The sequence below is a fragment of the Nakamurella panacisegetis genome (genome assembly GCF_900104535.1).
GTDB classification, from domain to species: domain Bacteria; phylum Actinomycetota; class Actinomycetes; order Mycobacteriales; family Nakamurellaceae; genus Nakamurella; species Nakamurella panacisegetis.
In genome coordinates this window covers 1,012,466-1,027,293 of record NZ_LT629710.1, presented here as the reverse complement: position 1 = coordinate 1,027,293, position 14,828 = coordinate 1,012,466, and the positions used below count along the sequence as shown (strand labels likewise).

Sequence of the window (14,828 nt, the reverse complement as noted above, 5' to 3'; positions counted from 1 at the left end):
CCGCCCGGTCGACTCCGTCCGTCCAGAGTAGTGAACTCACGGCCTCGATCGGGACCGGTCGATGGCCCGCCGCGGCCCGCGGGCCGCCTGCCGATGACGGAGAAGACATGGGACCCAAGCTCTTCGAACGAACGCCGGGCCGCGTGCCCGAGGTCCGCACTCGGCGGTTCGGGGCTCTGATCGCCCTGACCGCGCTGACCCTGCTGCTGGTCGCCTGCACCGGCGCACCGTCGCAGACGACCTCGGCCGCCAACTCAGTGGCCAGCGTGGGTGCCGGCGCGGTCGCAGCGGCGCCGTCCGCGCCCGCCGCCTCGTCAGCCGCCGCTTCCGCCGCGCCGTCGTCCGCCGCCCCATCGGCCGGCGGCGGTTCGGGGGACGCCGGTTCCCCGAACGCGAAGGTGAACGTGGCGGCCGGCGTGCAGGCCGAGAACCGTCAGGTGATCCGGACGGCCAGCGTGACGTTGGAGGTGCGGGTCAAGAGCACGGGCAACAGCGCCGCTCAGGTCGAAGCCGACCAGACCTCGGTGAACAAGGCCGTGTCCGACGCCGCCCTCGAAGTCCGTTCGCTGGCCAACGGTCCCGGTTTCGTCAGTGCGTCCAGCGGCGGCGGAGCCACCGTCTCGATCACGCTCCGGGTACCGGTGACCGGTTACGAGAGCGTGATGAACGCCCTGGCCCGCGACGGCATCGTCACGTCCGTCACCGAGAACACGCAGGACGTGACGGCCCAGATGATCGACATCAACAGCCGGGTGAAGTCGGCCGCCGACGTGATCGCATCGCTTCGTACCCTGCTCGGCAAGGCCACCAAGATCGGCGACATCCTGTCGGTGGAATCCCAGCTGAACAGCCGCGAGGCCGATCTGGAGTCGATGAAGAGCCAGCTGGCCGGTCTGTCCGACCAGACCTCCCTGTCGACCATCACCGTGGTGATCAAGGGGGTGATCACGGACGTCAAACCGGTGGTCCCGCCGAAGAAGCCCGCCCCGCCGGCGGCCCGGTCGGGGTTCCTCGGCGGCCTGGCCAACGGCTGGGACGCCGCCCGTGCCCTCGGGCACGCGGTGCTGACGGTGATCGGCACGGTGATCCCATTCCTGCCGCTGGTACTGGTGCTTTTGATCGCCGGGCTGATCTGGCGTCGGCGCATCCGCCGGGGTCACCAGACGCCGATCCTGGGCACCGGAGATCCCCGCTCGACGGAGTGAGCGGATCGGGCGACCTGGCCGGTCCGGTCACGGTGTGGTCGGGCCGACCGGGGAGGGCCCGATCCGACGCAGGGTGCGTGCGGTCGGTCCCACCACGTACAGCACGAACAACCCGGCCACGCACACGCCGATCACCGTGCCGAGGAACGTGAGGAGCGCATCGGACATGGGGGTCGACAGGTCTCGCGGGCGGTTGAGGACGCCGCGTAGATCGGCCGCCCAGGCGACGACGGTGCCCAGAGCGGTGGCGGTGACGATCCGGAGCACTCGGTGCGCGGAGAGGCGACGCAGGGCGGCGTCCAACTCGGTCCCGGCATCGGCCACGTTCCTTCGCAGCAGGATCTGCCGAAGGGCCACCGCCCCGACCAGCACGGTCGTCCCGAGGAGCATGCAGTCGAACCACACACCGGCTGCGCTCGGTGGGGCCGCGACCGCAAGGGCACAGTGGCTGCAGTTGCTGGCGGCTGCGTTCAGGCCGCCGGCCGTCCCGGAGCCGAAGATCGACCGTCCCGGAGTCGAGAAGACGCTGCTGCGGTTGCTGCCCGCGGTCGGGTCGATCAACACGAAGAACCATGCCGCCAACGCGGTCAGGCCAACCGTGGTGGCCGACCCGACCAGATAGCGGGCCCGGACGATCTCGCGCAGGGTGGCCCGGGACAGCGGCACCACCCCGACCGGTCCGGACTGCCGCGGCCATCGGGTCTCGGCCAGCATCACGATCAGCAGGGCAGCGATCCCGATCGTCCCGACGGCGCTCGCCGAGGACCCGGCCCATCCGAAGGAGCGCTGGGTCAGGGAGGCAGCCGCGAGTACGGCCAGGAGCAACAGCAGCCGCCCGACCGACAGCGTGGCGGCCTGGACGGCGTCCACGGCGGGCCCGGGCCCCAGCGTGGACGCCCTGCGTACCGAGCGGCTCAGCCCGACGAGCAACGCCCCGACCAGGATCGCCCCGACCACCCAGGCGGCCACACTGCCCACGGTCATACCGGCATCGTTTCCCCCTGTGTCGATCGACCACTGATTGAGACATATCGGAGGGGGTTGGGCAAGCCGATCCCGGGTTCGGGACCATCGCCGGTCTGCGGCAGACTGACTGCCATGACTTCGACTCTTATCCTGCTGCGCCACGGCGAGAGCACCTGGAATGCCACCAACCAGTTCACCGGCTGGGTGGATGTCCCGCTGTCCGAGAAGGGTATGGCCGAGGCCCGCCGCGGCGGCGAGCTGCTGGTCGGCGCGGGTCTGCTCCCGGATGTGGTGCACACGTCGCTGCTGCGCCGCGCCATCATGACGGCCAACCTCGCCCTCGACACCGCCGACCGGCACTGGATCCCGGTCCGTCGCACCTGGCTGCTCAACGAGCGCCACTACGGCGACCTGCAGGGCAAGGACAAGAAGGAGACCCTGCAGACCTACGGCGAGGAGCAGTTCATGCTCTGGCGCCGTTCCTACGACGTGCCGCCGCCGCCGATCAGCGACGACAACCCGTACTCGCAGGCCGGCGACCCGCGGTACGCCGAACTGGGCGACCAGGCCCCGAAGACCGAGTGCCTGGCCGATGTCGTGGCCCGGCTCGAGCCGTACCTGCGCGGCCCGGTGGCCGACGACCTGGCGGCCGGCAAGGTCGTGTTGCTGGCCGCACACGGCAACTCGCTGCGGGCCGTCGTGAAGCTGCTCGACGGCATCAGCGACGCCGACATCGCCGGGCTGAACATTCCCACCGGCGTGCCGCTGAGGTACGAGCTGGACGACAACCTGAAGCCGCTGGTGGCCGGCGGGCAGTACCTCGACCCCGATGCCGCCGCGGCCGCCATCCAGGCGGTGGCCAACCAGGGCCGCTGACCCGACGCGCAGCACCGTCTTCGTCGGTGATCGCCCGCCCCGGCCGGGCGATCACCGACCGACCGGCGTCAGGTCTCCAGCTTGTAGCCCAGCCCGCGAACGGTGATCAGGTATCGGGGCGCCGCCGGGTCCGGTTCGATCTTGGAGCGCAATCGCTTCACGTGGACGTCGAGGGTCTTGGTGTCCCCGACGTAGTCGGCACCCCACACCCGGTCGATCAACTGGCCGCGGGTGAGGACCCGTCCGGTGTTGCGCATCAGGTACTCGAGAAGATCGAACTCCTTGAGCGGTAGACCGATCTCGGTGCCGTGCACCGACACGACGTGGCGTTCCACGTCCATCCGCACCGGCCCGGCGGTGAGGGTCGACTCGACGCCCTCCTCGGGTTCCGCCCCACGGCGCAGCACGGCTCGGATCCGGGCGATCAGTTCACGGGTGGAGTACGGCTTGGTGATGTAATCGTCGGCCCCGAGTTCGAGGCCGACGACCTTGTCGATCTCGGAGTCGCGGGCCGTCACCATGATCACCGGAACCGCGGCCCTGGCCCGCAGCTGTCGGCAGACCTCGGTTCCGCTCATCCCGGGCAGCATCAGATCGAGCAGGACGATGTCCGCCCCGGACCGCTCGAACTCGGTCAGCGCCTCCGGTCCGGTGGCCGCGATGGCGGTGGTGAAACCTTCCTTGCGCAGGAGGAAGGCCAACGGATCGGCCATCGATTCCTCGTCCTCGACGATCAGAACCCTGGTCACTGTGCTCCATTCAGGACGGCACCCGCCGAGGCGGGGCCGGTGGTCGGCGGTTGGGCGGCGGGCGTCGCCTCGGGCAGGTAGTGCGGCAATCTGAGGGTGAAGGTCGATCCGGTACCGGGCTTGGACCAGAGGACGGCCGCGCCGCCGTGGTTGGCCGCCACGTGCTTGACGATGGCCAGGCCGAGGCCGGTGCCGCCGGTGGCCCGGGAGCGCGCCGGATCGATCCGGAAGAAGCGCTCGAAGACGCGGCTCTGGTTCTCCGGCGCGATCCCGATGCCCCGGTCGGTGACGGCGACCTCGACGAACCCGCCGCGCACGGCGCGGCTGATCGAGACCGTGCTGCCGGCCGGGGAGTAGTGAACGGCGTTGGCCAGCAGGTTCACCAGGGCCGTGACCAGCATCTGCCGGTCTCCCTTGACCAGCAGTCCGGACGGGGCATCGAGCAGGATCGTCATCCCGGCGTTCTCGGCGACGACGGCCGAGCGGGAATGGGCCTCGTCGACCACCGCGTCGATCTCCAGGACGGCGAGCTCCGGCAGCGGGTCTGCCCCCTGCAACCGCGACAGGGTGATCAATTCGTTGACCAGGGCCCCGAGCCGGACGGACTCCCGGAGCAGCTTCTGGCCGTACTTCTCGACGTGCTCGGGCTCGTCGTAGCCGTCCAGGACGGCCTCGGCCAGCAGTCCGATCGCGGCCACGGGGGTCTTGAGTTCGTGGGAGACGTTGGCGACGAAGTCCCGGCGGACCGCCTCCAGCCGGAGCGCCTCGGTCTCGTCGGCGGCGGACACCACCACGTACCCCTCGGCCGTGGCTCGGACGACGGCCTGGACCGAACTCGGCGGGCGACGGTTGCCGACCAGGTCGGCGATCGGCTCGACGTGCCCGAGTTCGACGTCGATCGGTTCGCGGGCCACCCGGGCCCGACCGACCGCATCGGCGATCCGGTGGTCGACCAGGCCGGCCCGGACCACCCCGAGTTCACTGGCCCTGGCGTTGGCCACCAGGACGTGCCCCTCCGAATCGAGGACGGCGTAGCCCGTGGTCGACGCGGCGAAGGCCACCTCGGCCAGCACTGCCTCGTCGGGTAGTGCCGTCGAGGTACTTCCGGGTTGGCGGCGCAGCGCGGCCAGGGTGATCAGCAACCCGATCAACCCACCGCCGAGGGCGGCCGCCAGATACCCGATCCACGACACAACTCGATGGTAGGTGTCGCGTCAGGCGCATCGGGACGAATGAGCGAGCGAACCGTCAGGCGTTGTCCGATTCGTCGCCCGACGCACCCGATCCGTTCAGCCGACGTTCACCCGTGCGACGGTGACCCGAGCCTTGGCGGGGGCCGACCGGACGAGCCGACGGATCCGCGCTGACCCGGCCGAACGTGACGGCACCGGTAGCGTGGACCCGGTGAGTGACAAGCGGTCGATTCCGGTGGGGCTGTCCACCGCCGCCGTGTTCCCCGAACCGACCGCCGTCGCGTTCCAGCTCGGGGCTGAGGCCGGTTACGACGGCATCGAGGTGATGGTCCAGACGGACCTGACCAGCCAGACTCCGGACGCGCTGATCCGGCTCATCGACCGGCACCAGATCCCGGTGCTGTCCGTGCACTCGCCCTGTCTGCTGATCACCGCCACGGTCTGGTCGTCCGATCCGCTGGTCAAGCTCGCCCGTTCCATCGACATGGCCGAGAAGATCGGCGCGCCAACGGTTGTGGTGCACCCGCCGTTCGTCTGGCAGCGGGCCGCGGCCGCCAGCTTCACCGCGTCGGTGGCCGAACTGCAGGCCCGTACCGACGTGGTGATCGCAGTGGAGAACATGTTCCCGGTCAAGGTGGCCGGCCGGTTGGTCAACAGCTACCGGCCGCACTGGGACCCGGTGTCGGCCGGGCACCAGAACTTCACCCTCGACCTCTCGCACACCGCCACGTCCAGTTCCGATGCCCTGGACATGTACGACCGGATGGGCTCCCGGCTGGCCCACCTGCACCTGGCCGACGGTTCGGGGTCGGCCAAGGACGAACACCTGGTGCCCGGCCGCGGCACCCAACCGTGTGCCGAGATCCTGGCCGCCCTGTCGGCGCCGGCCCGCGAGTTCGCCGGCTCGGTGGTGCTGGAGATCTCCACCCGCTCGGTCAAGGGCGACCAGCGCCGGGTCGACGTGGCCGAGGCGTTGGCCTTCGCCCGCCAACATCTGGGATGACGAATCCGGTTGCGGCGTTCCTGGCCCTCCCGCTGGGCACCCGGGTCGTCGTTCGTCACCGCATCGAAGGCGGCGCGACCGACGTCCTTGGCGAGTTGATCGGTCGGTCCGAGGCCACCTGCCAGGTACGCACCCGGGCCGGGGAGGTGACCATCGTGCTGGCGAACATCATTGCCGCCAAACAGATTCCACCGCCGCCGGCGCCTCGGTCGCGTCGTTCGGCCGCCCCGGACCGGGGGCTCAGGTGAGGACGATCGACCGGGTCAGGTTGCGGGGTGAATCCGGATCGAGCCCCCGATGCAGGGCCAGTGCGATGGCCAGCCGCTGGATGTGCACCAGGGTGGCCATCGGGTCGCCCGGGCTGATCTGCACAGAGGCGCCGGTGGCGGTGATCTGCTCGGCCAGGCCGGGCGGCGGCGTGCCGAGCGACCAGATCAGGCTGTGCGGTTCGGCCAGCGAGATCGGACCGTGCCGATAGTCGTACGACGGGTAGGACTCGGCCCAGGCCAGTGCCGCCTCCCGCATCTTCAGGGCGGCCTCGTTGGCCAGCCCGACGGCGGCGCCGGTACCCAGGAAGGTGAACTGCACCTTGTCCTGCCAGCCGGCCGGCAGCTCGGCCGTGAGGGCCGCCCGGGCCTCGGCGATCGCCGAGGAGAGGTCCTGTCCCAGACCGGCCCGCAACAGCGCCAGCGCGGTGGTGGCGAAACGCGTCTGCACGACCGACTGTTCGTCGGCGAAGTCGAGCAGGACGGTCCGCGTCGCGGCGGTGGCGCCCGGCGTGTTCGGATCGCCGATGATGCCCAACGTCGGCTGCTCGGCGGGCAGCGCCGCCAGCAGCTCCAGGACCTCGGTCGTGGTGCCCGAGCGGGTGATCGCGACGATCAGGTCGTACCGCCGGCCGGCCGGGAACTCCGACGCGGCGAAGGCGTCGGTGACACCGTGCCCGGCCTCCTCCCGGAGGGCGGCGTAGGCCTGGGCCACGAACCAGCTCGTGCCACAGCCGACCACGGCGATCCGCTGCCCGGCCTGGGGCAGCAGGTCGGCGGAGGTCCGGGCCAGCTCGGCCGCGCGAGCCCACATCTGCGGCTGTGTTTCGATCTCGGCCAGAACGTACTGCGCCGGGATGTTCGTCATGAAAGGTCCTTTGCTATTTGACGGCGCCGGCGGTGAGACCGCCGATCAGCCGTTTTTCAATGAAGGCGAAGAGCACGACGACGGGAACGATCGCGACGATCGACACCCCGAACACGTACTGCCATTCGGCGGTGTAAAGACCGAAGAACCGGGGCAGCGAAACGGTCAGGGGCTGCTTGCTGTTCGTCGTCATGATCACCGACGACGCGGCGTACTCGTTCCAGGAGGAGACGAACACGAAGATGATCGCGGTGACGATGCCGGGCCAGACCAGCGGGAGCGAAACCCGGAACAACACCTGAAGTTTCGAGGCACCGTCGAGCACCGCGGCTTCGTCGACCTCCTTCGGCACCGAGGCGAAGAAGGCCTGCATGATCCAGATCGCGAAGGCCAGGTTGAACGCGCCGTTCACCAGGATCATCGCGAACCAGGTGTCGTTGATACCCAGCTGGAGGAATTCCCGGAACAGGCCGACGGCCAGCACGGTGGGCTGCAACATCTGGGTGATCAAGACCAGGAACAGGAAAGCCAATCGGCCCGGGAATCTGAAGCGCGCCAGGTAATAGGCGGCCGGGGTGGCGGCCACCAGCACCAGCAGCGTGGCGAAGACGGAGATCACCACGGTGGCGATCAGGCCGGACAGCGGGTCGACGTCGGAGGACCACATGGTCGCGTAGTTGCTGAACACGAACGCGTGGCCGAAGTAGACCGGCGGGATGTGGGTGATCTCCGGCTGCGTCTTCAGGGACCCGAACAGCATGATCAGGTACGGGGCGACGAACACGGCGACGACGACGATGGAGCCGATCAGCATGCCGATCTTGTTCGGCGGCTTGTTCACGCCCGTGCTGCGCACCTTCTTGGGCTTCGGGGTGACGGTGGCCGGCGGCGGTGCCACGGTGGTGGTCATCTCAACGCTCCTTGGTGGGCTTCACGACGACGAGGTAGATGCCGATGATCAGCAGACAGACCAGGAAGTTGACCACCGAGAGGGCCGACGCGACACCGGGTCCGAGGGTCGTCTTGTACTTGAAGATCAGCGTGGTGGTGATGTCGGAGGCGTAACCGGGCAGTGAGCCGGTCAGCACCTTGAGGATCGGCAGCGAGTTGAACACGTTGATGATGTTGATCAGTACGGCGACCGCGAGGGCCGGCCGCAGGATCGGCAGCACGATCCGGAAGTAGCGGGCGGTCGCGCCGGCCCCGTCGACGTGGGCCGCCTCGATGACATCACCCGGCACCGCCTGCAGCCCGGCCAGGATGGTGTACGTGGTGAACGGCAGCGACACGAAGATCGCCACCACCATGGCCACGATGAACGCCGGCCCCTGTTGCTGGGTGAAACCGTAGGGCGCGGAAAGGATCCCGATGTCGACCAGGAACTTGTTGATGATCCCGTAGTCGGGGTTCAGCCCGTACTGGAACACCGAGGTCGTCATCACCACCGAAGCGGCCCACGGCACGATGACGGCCAGCCGGACGACCTTCCGGCCGCGGAACGCCTTGTTCAGGAACTGGGCCAGGGCCAGGGAGATGACGACGGTGAACGCCACCACCACGATGACCCAGACGAAGGTGTTGACGAAGACGTGCCCGATGTTGACGCCGGGAAAGGTCAGCGCGAGCTTGAAGTTGTTCCAGCCGGCGGCGCCGGTGTCGGTACCGACCTTGGTGATCTTGCGGAACGCCGTGTAGATCATGTAGCCGGCCGGGTACAGCACGACGCCGATGATCAGGATCAGCGCCGGCGTCAGCCACGGCAGCGCCGTCATCGTCTGCCGTGTCCGGCCCGGAGCCTTCGAAGGACGGTCGGTCACCGCCTCTGCCGTCGTCGTCGGGGGTGTCACCGTCGTCGTCATCGCTGGCCTTTCGCCGGGCTGGGCTGGGTAGGGCATGGATCAACTTCGCAGGCATGGATCAACTTCGCCGGCGTGGGACTGGAGTGACGTGAGTCGTCACTTTCGTCCATGCCTGCGAAGTTGATCCATGCCGAACACGGAGGGCGAAGAGGATCAGCCGGCGGCGTCCACCTGGGCCTGAATGGCGTCCAGAGTGGTCTTGCCGTCAGAGGTGGCGATCTCACCACCGTTGGCCTGCAGTGCATCCTGCAGGGCGGACCACTTCGGGTTGCCCTGGGGGAGGTACCGCACGGTCGGCAGAGCCTCGTAGAACGGCTTGTTGGCCGGGGTGGCCGCTTCCTGCAGCTTGATCGCGCCGGTGGTCACCGGGAGCAGACCGGTCGCCGCGGACCACTTGTTATAGACGTCCGGCAGGTAGAAGTAGTCCAGGAACGTCTTGGTCGCTGCCTTGCGGGTGGCGTCCTTGTTGTTGAAGGCCAGGATGAAGTCCGTGACGCCGAGGGCGACCGAGGTGGCGCCGTCCTTGGACGGGACCGGAGCCAGGGCCCACTTGATGTTCGGGAACTTCTTCGTCATGTCGGCGACCAGGCCGGGCTGGGTGACGTACATGCCCAGCTTGCCCTGGTTGAACAGGTCGGCGACATCCTGACGGTTGGACGAACCCGGGTTCGGCTGGGTCGCCTTGGCGTCGATGAAGGTCTTCATCTCGTTGAATGCGGCGATGTTGGCGTCCGAGTTGGCCTTGATGTCCTTGCCCGACAGCCAGTCCCCCTTGTTGCCCCAGATCCACAGGGTCGACTCGACCTGTGCCTCCTCCTTGCCCATCGGCATGCCGTAGCCGGAGATGCCGTTGCCGAGGGCGGCGATCTTCTTGCTGTCGGCCAGCAACTCGTCCCACGTCTTGGGGGCGGTCGCGATGCCGGCCTGCTTGAACAGGTCGGTGTTGTACAGCATGATGCGCGCCGAGGCGATGTCCGGTGCGGCCCACTGGGTTCCGTCGGTGCCCTTGCCGTTGGCGGCGAGGCTCGGAACGATCGAGGAGAACGTCGATGCCGACATGACGTCGGTGATCGGGTACAGCAGGTTGGCCTTCGCCGAGTCGGCGAAGTTGTTGTCGTTCAGGATGTCCGGCGCGTCGTTGCCCTGGATGCGGGTCTGCACCTTGTCGGTGAAACCGGTCCAGGCCTCGATCTGCAGCTTGACGGTGACGTTCGGGTAGAGGGCGTTGTAGCCCTTGATGATCGCCTCCCAGTCGGACTTGGAGCTGTCGGTGTAGGACGGCGCCAGGATGCTGATCGTGGTCTTGAGGCTGGTGTCACCGGTCGGCGCCGCGCCCGAGGCCGACGATCCGCCCGCTGAACTCCCCGCGGACGAGGACCCGGCCGACGAGGATCCGGCGGCACTGGACGACGCGGACGTCGCCGCGGCCGAGCTGGCGGCAGCCGGGCTCGACGACGAGGCGGACGAACTCGAACTCGAACTCGAACTCGAACTCGAGCTCGAGCTCGACCCGCAGGCGGCCAGGGCCAGGCCGCCGACCAGGGTGACGGCGGCCAGCTTGATGGACTTCTTCACGAGCACCTCCATGCTCTTCGACGCCGGGGACTTGCGTGGTGCCCGGTCGAACTGCTGGACTGAATGGATGCAGAAGGCTGATCGTAATGTGGTTGAAACACGCAATTCCAATCACGTAGTTGCAGCATGTTGCATGAAGACCGTGCCGTCAAGACCTGTCGAAAGGCTGTGACTGAAGCGTTGTCATAGGCGACCTGTTCGGATTGGTGACCTGCGGGCGGACGATCGGGACACGACGGGCTCCCGGGATGGTAGGCCGGTTCCGGGCCGAATGGTCGTCGGAGGCGGGGAAGCAGGCGGCGCGCCCCGTACCATGCTCGGGTGAGCCTGCATCTGTACGACACGGCGAGCCGCACTGTGCGGCCCTTCGAGCCACTGCGACCCGGTGTGGTGACGCTGTACAACTGCGGGGCGACCGTCCAGTGGTTTCCGCACATCGGTCACCTGCGCGGCGCCGGCATCGTCTACGACGTGTTGCGGCGCTGGCTCGTCCACTCCGGATACGAAGTGGTGCACGTCCGGAACGTCACCGACATCGACGACAAGATCCTGAACAAGGCGGCCGAGGCCGGGCGTCCCTGGTGGGAATGGGCCACCACGCACGAGCGTGCGTTCTCCGACGCCTACGACACCCTGGGCTGCCTGCGCCCGTCCATCGAACCCCGCGCCACCGGTCACATCCCGCAGATCATCGGCATGATCGCCGAGTTGATCGAGGCCGGCAAGGCCTACGCCGCCGCCGGTGACGTCTACTTCGCGGTGCGCTCGGACGACGAGTACGGCTTCCTCTCCGGGCAGCGGCTGGACGAGATGCAGCAGGGCGAGAGCGAGGGGGCCGGCAAGAAGGACGCGGCCGACTTCACCATGTGGAAGGCGGCCAAGCCGGGCGAACCGTCATGGGACTCGCCCTGGGGGCCAGGGCGTCCTGGCTGGCACATCGAATGTTCGGCCATGGCCCGCAACTATCTGGGCCGCGCCTTCGACATCCACGGCGGGGGACTGGACCTCATCTTCCCGCACCACGAGAACGAGGCCGCCCAGTCGCACGGCGTCGGCGATCCGTTCGCCAACTTCTGGATGCACTCGCACTGGGTGACGATGGCCGGCGAGAAGATGTCGAAGTCGCTGGGCAACGTGTTGTCCGTACCGGCGATCACCGAGCACACCCGGCCCGTCGCCTTGCGGTACTACCTGATCAGCGTCCACTACCGCAGTTCGATCGAGTTCTCCCGCAAGGCCCTGGACGACGCGGCCAAGGCGTTCGCCGGGGTCGAGGGGTTCCTGCACCGGGTGGCCGATCGGGTGGGTGCGGTCGGGACGGCCGAGCTGCCGGCGCCGTTCGTCGAGGCCATGGACGACGATCTCGGGGTGCCGCGGGCCCTGGCCGTGGTGCACGATCGGGTGCGCGTCGGCAATGCCGCGCTGGCGTCCGGGGATCACGCCGCGGCGGCGGCCGAGGCCGCAGTGATCCGGAGCATGCTCGCCGTACTGGGGCTCGACCCGTTCGTGGCCCCGTGGGTGGACGCCGGCAGTGACGACTCGCTGCACGCCGCCACCGACCGGCTGATCGCCCAGTTGCTGGCCGATCGGGCCGCGGCGCGGGCGGCGAAGGATTTCGCCACCGCCGACGCGATCCGGAAGACCTTGGCCCAGGCCGGTTTTGCCATCGAGGACACGGTCGACGGGCCGGTGTGGTCGGTCAATCCCGAGTAGTGGTCCAGGCGCCGCCCGGCCGGTGCCTGGTCAGTTCGGTCCAGATGTAGTGCAGTGTCCAGATGTAGTGCGGTGAAGACGCAAGAAACAGGAAGAGGTGACCCCGACATGGCCGGGAACTCCCAGCGCCGCGGGGCGGTCCGCAAGACAGGTACCAAGAAGGGCGCGGTGGTCGGCTCCGGCGGGCAGTCGCGCCGCGGGGTCAAGCCGAAGGGACCGACGCCTCCGGCTTCGGAGCGGACGGGCCACCCGGCCGCCCGCCGGGCCTCGGCGGCCGCTCGGCGCGAGGCGACGCCGAACGGGCGTCCGCAGCGCAAGGATCGGGGGGACCTGCCCGAGACCGTGGTCGGCCGCAACCCGGTCGTCGAAGCCCTGCGGGCCGGTGTCCCGGCCATGGCTCTGTATGTGGCCCAGGGCATCTCGGTCGACGAGCGGACCGCCGAGGCGGTCGCACTGGCCGGCAACAAGGGCATCTCGCTGCTGGACATCTCGCGGCCCGAGATGGATCGGCTGACCGGGAACGCCATCCATCAGGGATTGGCGCTGCAGGTCCCGCCGTACGACTATGCGCACCCGGACGACCTGCTGGCCCGGGCCCGCGACTCGGGCCGACCGCCGCTGATCGTCGCCGTCGACGGCGTCACCGATCCGCGCAACCTCGGCGCCATCATCCGCTCGGCGGCGGCGTTCGGTGCGCACGGCGTGCTGATCCCGGAACGTCGCTCCGCCGGCGTCACCGCCTCCGCCTGGCGCACCTCCGCCGGTACGGCCGCCCGCATCCGGGTCGCTCGGTGCACGAATCTGGTCCGCGCCCTCAAGGAGTACGCCGCCGATGGCCTCATGATCGCCGGTCTGGACGCCGACGGCACCGTCGACACCGACGACTTCGATCTCGCCACCGGCCCGTTGGTGCTGGTCGTCGGCTCCGAGGGCCGCGGCCTGGCCCGCCTGACCCGCACCGTCTGCGATGTCACGGTGTCGATCCCGATGGCCCGCACGGTCGAGTCGTTGAACGCGTCCGTCGCCACCGGTGTGGTGCTGGCCGAGGTCGCGCGCCGTCGGCGGGTTCTGAAGTAGGGCCGCTCCGGGCGGCGCCGCCGGTCAGGACGTGAGGGTCGGTCAGGACGTGAGGGTGGCCACCAGCCGGTCCAGCACCGTCCGGTCGGCGTGGCGCCCAAGGACGGCGGCCGGACCGCCGGCTTGCGCCACATGCGTCAGCAGGGCGCGGATGGCGCTTTCCGGCGCGTCCGCGATGCCTGGCGGGATGCTGGCCGGGTCGCGTCGGTTCTCCGGCCGAACCATGCCGGTGAGCTGGGCCAACACGGCCGGCAGGGCGTCCGTCGTCCGGACGAAGTCGGCCACGATGACCTCGTGATCGGTCCCGATCAGATCCAGTAGCAGGGCGACCGTGGTGCCGGTGCGGTCCTTGCCCGCCGCGCAGTGCAGCAGGACCGGCCCGCCGTCGGCGACGACCGTGGCCAGTTCGGACAGCCGGACGCCGGCCCGGTCGACGATGGCCCGGTAGAACGCGGCCAGGATGCGGTGCCCCTCCGGGATGGATTCGGGTTCCGGACGCGCGGCCCGGGGCGGCGCCTGCTCGTCCTCCGAGGGCAGGATCTGGTCGGCGACCGGGAGGCGCACCACCCGGACGCCGGAGGGCAGCACCGGAGCCCAGTCCGGGGGCACCTGCTCGTGTGGCTCGCGGAGATCGATGATGGTGCGGATGCCGGCTTGGCTGATCAGGGCCAGGTCGGCCCCATCCAGGTGGAACGGCTGCGCCGAGCGGAACAGGCGTCCCGGTTTCAGAGGGGAGTCGCCCGAGGTGGCGACATCCCGGAAGTTCAGCAAGGCCATCGCTATCAGCTCCGCACGTCGACCCAACGAAAGCCGGCCGGTCGCAGAACCCCCGCTCCGGCCGTGACGGACGCGACTGTACCGGCCACCTCGTCGGAGAAGGCGGGCACGGCCAGGGTCAGGACCGCTGAGGGGCCGTATTCGGTCCCGGTGATCACCACACCGCGGGACCGCAACTCGGACTCCACCCGGCCGGCCACCGCGTGGTCCACGGCGAGGGTCAGTAGCTCCAGTCGTCGCCGGCGAACGGTGACGGCGGCCGCCACCGCTGCGGCGGTGGCCGCGGAGTAGGCCCGCACGAGTCCGCCGGCGCCCAGAAGCGTGCCGCCGAAGTAGCGCGTCACCACGGCGGCCACGTCGGACAGGCCGGCCCCCAGGAGGACCTGCAGGATGGGCAGGCCCGCCGTGCCCGAGGGTTCGCCGTCGTCGCTGGACCGGGTCCGGTCACCTTGCCCGTTCACGTGCAGGACGAAGGCCGAGCAGTGGTGACGGGCGTCGTGATGTTCGCGGCGGGCCTGTCCGAGCAGGGCTTTCGCCCCGTCCTCGGAGTCGATCCGCGCGACGACGGCCAGGAACCGGGACCGCTTCACCTCGATCTCGGCCGACCCCTCACCGTCGGGGGCGATCGTCAACAGGTCCACCGGCCCATCCTCCCCGACCCTGGTCGCGAGCGATCCCATCGGTGGTCTACGATATGAGAA

15 protein-coding genes are annotated in these 14,828 nt (G+C 69.2%); 6 read left to right on the top strand and 9 right to left on the bottom strand.

Annotated features, from left to right (window positions below):
* Positions 1–107: 107 nt before the first annotated feature.
* Complete coding sequence (locus BLS97_RS04455) at positions 108–1,205, top strand: DUF4349 domain-containing protein (RefSeq protein ID WP_090474772.1); 1,098 nt, start codon at positions 108–110, stop codon at positions 1,203–1,205.
* 27 nt (positions 1,206–1,232) lie between these two features.
* Here BLS97_RS04455 and BLS97_RS04450 read toward each other — a convergent pair whose 3' ends face one another.
* Positions 1,233–2,189: a hypothetical protein gene (locus BLS97_RS04450; RefSeq protein WP_090474771.1), complete on the bottom strand. Its 957-nt coding sequence runs from the start codon at positions 2,187–2,189 to the stop codon at positions 1,233–1,235.
* Positions 2,190–2,303: 114 nt separating this feature from the next.
* Here BLS97_RS04450 and BLS97_RS04445 point away from each other — a divergent pair, with 114 nt between their 5' ends.
* Positions 2,304–3,047, top strand: a complete 744-nt coding sequence (locus BLS97_RS04445; RefSeq protein ID WP_090481298.1) for a phosphoglyceromutase — start codon at positions 2,304–2,306, stop codon at positions 3,045–3,047.
* A gap of 68 nt (positions 3,048–3,115) precedes the next feature.
* Here BLS97_RS04445 and BLS97_RS04440 read toward each other — a convergent pair whose 3' ends face one another.
* Positions 3,116–3,796 (bottom strand): response regulator transcription factor, encoded by a 681-nt coding sequence (locus BLS97_RS04440; RefSeq protein ID WP_090474770.1) that lies wholly within the window; start codon positions 3,794–3,796, stop codon positions 3,116–3,118.
* Positions 3,793–4,989: a sensor histidine kinase gene (locus BLS97_RS04435; protein WP_231988349.1), complete on the bottom strand. Its 1,197-nt coding sequence runs from the start codon at positions 4,987–4,989 to the stop codon at positions 3,793–3,795. Before BLS97_RS04435 ends, BLS97_RS04440 begins: the two co-directional genes overlap by 4 nt.
* A 211-nt stretch (positions 4,990–5,200) precedes the next feature.
* Between BLS97_RS04435 and BLS97_RS04430 the strand changes: the two genes are divergently transcribed.
* Positions 5,201–5,992 (top strand): sugar phosphate isomerase/epimerase family protein, encoded by a 792-nt coding sequence (locus BLS97_RS04430; RefSeq protein ID WP_090481293.1) that lies wholly within the window; start codon positions 5,201–5,203, stop codon positions 5,990–5,992.
* A complete protein-coding gene (locus tag BLS97_RS04425; protein WP_090474769.1) occupies positions 5,989–6,240 on the top strand; it encodes a putative acetyltransferase in 252 nt (83 codons plus the stop codon). Before BLS97_RS04430 ends, BLS97_RS04425 begins: the two co-directional genes overlap by 4 nt.
* On the opposite strand, the gene BLS97_RS04420 is transcribed toward BLS97_RS04425, so the two are convergent.
* The 4 genes from BLS97_RS04420 to BLS97_RS04405 all read right to left on the bottom strand — a co-directional run bounded on the left by BLS97_RS04420 (position 6,233) and on the right by BLS97_RS04405 (position 10,560).
* Positions 6,233–7,126: an SIS domain-containing protein gene (locus tag BLS97_RS04420; RefSeq protein ID WP_090474768.1), complete on the bottom strand. Its 894-nt coding sequence runs from the start codon at positions 7,124–7,126 to the stop codon at positions 6,233–6,235. The two genes, BLS97_RS04425 and BLS97_RS04420, sit on opposite strands and share 8 nt — an antisense overlap.
* 13 nt (positions 7,127–7,139) lie before the next feature.
* Positions 7,140–8,036 (bottom strand): carbohydrate ABC transporter permease, encoded by an 897-nt coding sequence (locus BLS97_RS04415; protein WP_090474767.1) that lies wholly within the window; start codon positions 8,034–8,036, stop codon positions 7,140–7,142.
* Between the two features lies 1 nt (position 8,037).
* Entirely contained in the window at positions 8,038–8,898 is an 861-nt protein-coding gene (locus BLS97_RS04410) for a carbohydrate ABC transporter permease (protein WP_197676403.1), read from the bottom strand.
* Positions 8,899–9,138: 240 nt separating this feature from the next.
* Complete coding sequence (locus tag BLS97_RS04405) at positions 9,139–10,560, bottom strand: extracellular solute-binding protein (RefSeq protein WP_157695176.1); 1,422 nt, start codon at positions 10,558–10,560, stop codon at positions 9,139–9,141.
* 321 nt (positions 10,561–10,881) lie between these two features.
* Between BLS97_RS04405 and cysS the strand changes: the two genes are divergently transcribed.
* Both cysS and rlmB read left to right on the top strand, forming a co-directional pair.
* Positions 10,882–12,273, top strand: coding sequence for a cysteine--tRNA ligase (cysS, locus tag BLS97_RS04400; RefSeq protein ID WP_090474764.1), 1,392 nt, complete (start codon positions 10,882–10,884; stop codon positions 12,271–12,273).
* 108 nt (positions 12,274–12,381) lie between these two features.
* The gene (gene rlmB, locus BLS97_RS04395) at positions 12,382–13,350 is read left to right on the top strand and encodes a 23S rRNA (guanosine(2251)-2'-O)-methyltransferase RlmB (protein ID WP_090474763.1); all 969 of its coding nucleotides are present in this window, start codon (positions 12,382–12,384) and stop codon (positions 13,348–13,350) included.
* 42 nt (positions 13,351–13,392) lie between these two features.
* Here rlmB and BLS97_RS04390 read toward each other — a convergent pair whose 3' ends face one another.
* Together BLS97_RS04390 and BLS97_RS04385 are read right to left on the bottom strand one after the other, a co-directional pair.
* On the bottom strand, positions 13,393–14,127 hold the full coding sequence (locus BLS97_RS04390; protein ID WP_090474762.1) for a tyrosine-protein phosphatase: 735 nt from the start codon (positions 14,125–14,127) through the stop codon (positions 13,393–13,395).
* Between the two features lie 5 nt (positions 14,128–14,132).
* Positions 14,133–14,807: an IMPACT family protein gene (locus BLS97_RS04385; protein ID WP_090474761.1), complete on the bottom strand. Its 675-nt coding sequence runs from the start codon at positions 14,805–14,807 to the stop codon at positions 14,133–14,135.
* Between the last annotated feature and the right edge of the window lie 21 nt (positions 14,808–14,828).

Excerpts from the sequence above, each read along its gene's own strand:
- BLS97_RS04410 (WP_197676403.1), bottom strand. The coding sequence starts at position 8,898 with ATGACGGCGCTGCCGTGGCTGACGCCGGCGCTGATCCTGATCATCGGC.
- BLS97_RS04420 (WP_090474768.1), bottom strand. The coding sequence starts at position 7,126 with ATGACGAACATCCCGGCGCAGTACGTTCTGGCCGAGATCGAAACACAG.
- rlmB (WP_090474763.1), top strand. The coding sequence starts at position 12,382 with ATGGCCGGGAACTCCCAGCGCCGCGGGGCGGTCCGCAAGACAGGTACC.
- BLS97_RS04445 (WP_090481298.1), top strand. The coding sequence starts at position 2,304 with ATGACTTCGACTCTTATCCTGCTGCGCCACGGCGAGAGCACCTGGAAT.
- BLS97_RS04385 (WP_090474761.1), bottom strand. The coding sequence starts at position 14,807 with ATGGGATCGCTCGCGACCAGGGTCGGGGAGGATGGGCCGGTGGACCTG.
- BLS97_RS04455 (WP_090474772.1), top strand. The coding sequence starts at position 108 with ATGGGACCCAAGCTCTTCGAACGAACGCCGGGCCGCGTGCCCGAGGTC.
- BLS97_RS04415 (WP_090474767.1), bottom strand. The coding sequence starts at position 8,036 with ATGACCACCACCGTGGCACCGCCGCCGGCCACCGTCACCCCGAAGCCC.
- BLS97_RS04450 (WP_090474771.1), bottom strand. The coding sequence starts at position 2,189 with ATGACCGTGGGCAGTGTGGCCGCCTGGGTGGTCGGGGCGATCCTGGTC.
- BLS97_RS04425 (WP_090474769.1), top strand. The coding sequence starts at position 5,989 with ATGACGAATCCGGTTGCGGCGTTCCTGGCCCTCCCGCTGGGCACCCGG.
- BLS97_RS04390 (WP_090474762.1), bottom strand. The coding sequence starts at position 14,127 with ATGGCCTTGCTGAACTTCCGGGATGTCGCCACCTCGGGCGACTCCCCT.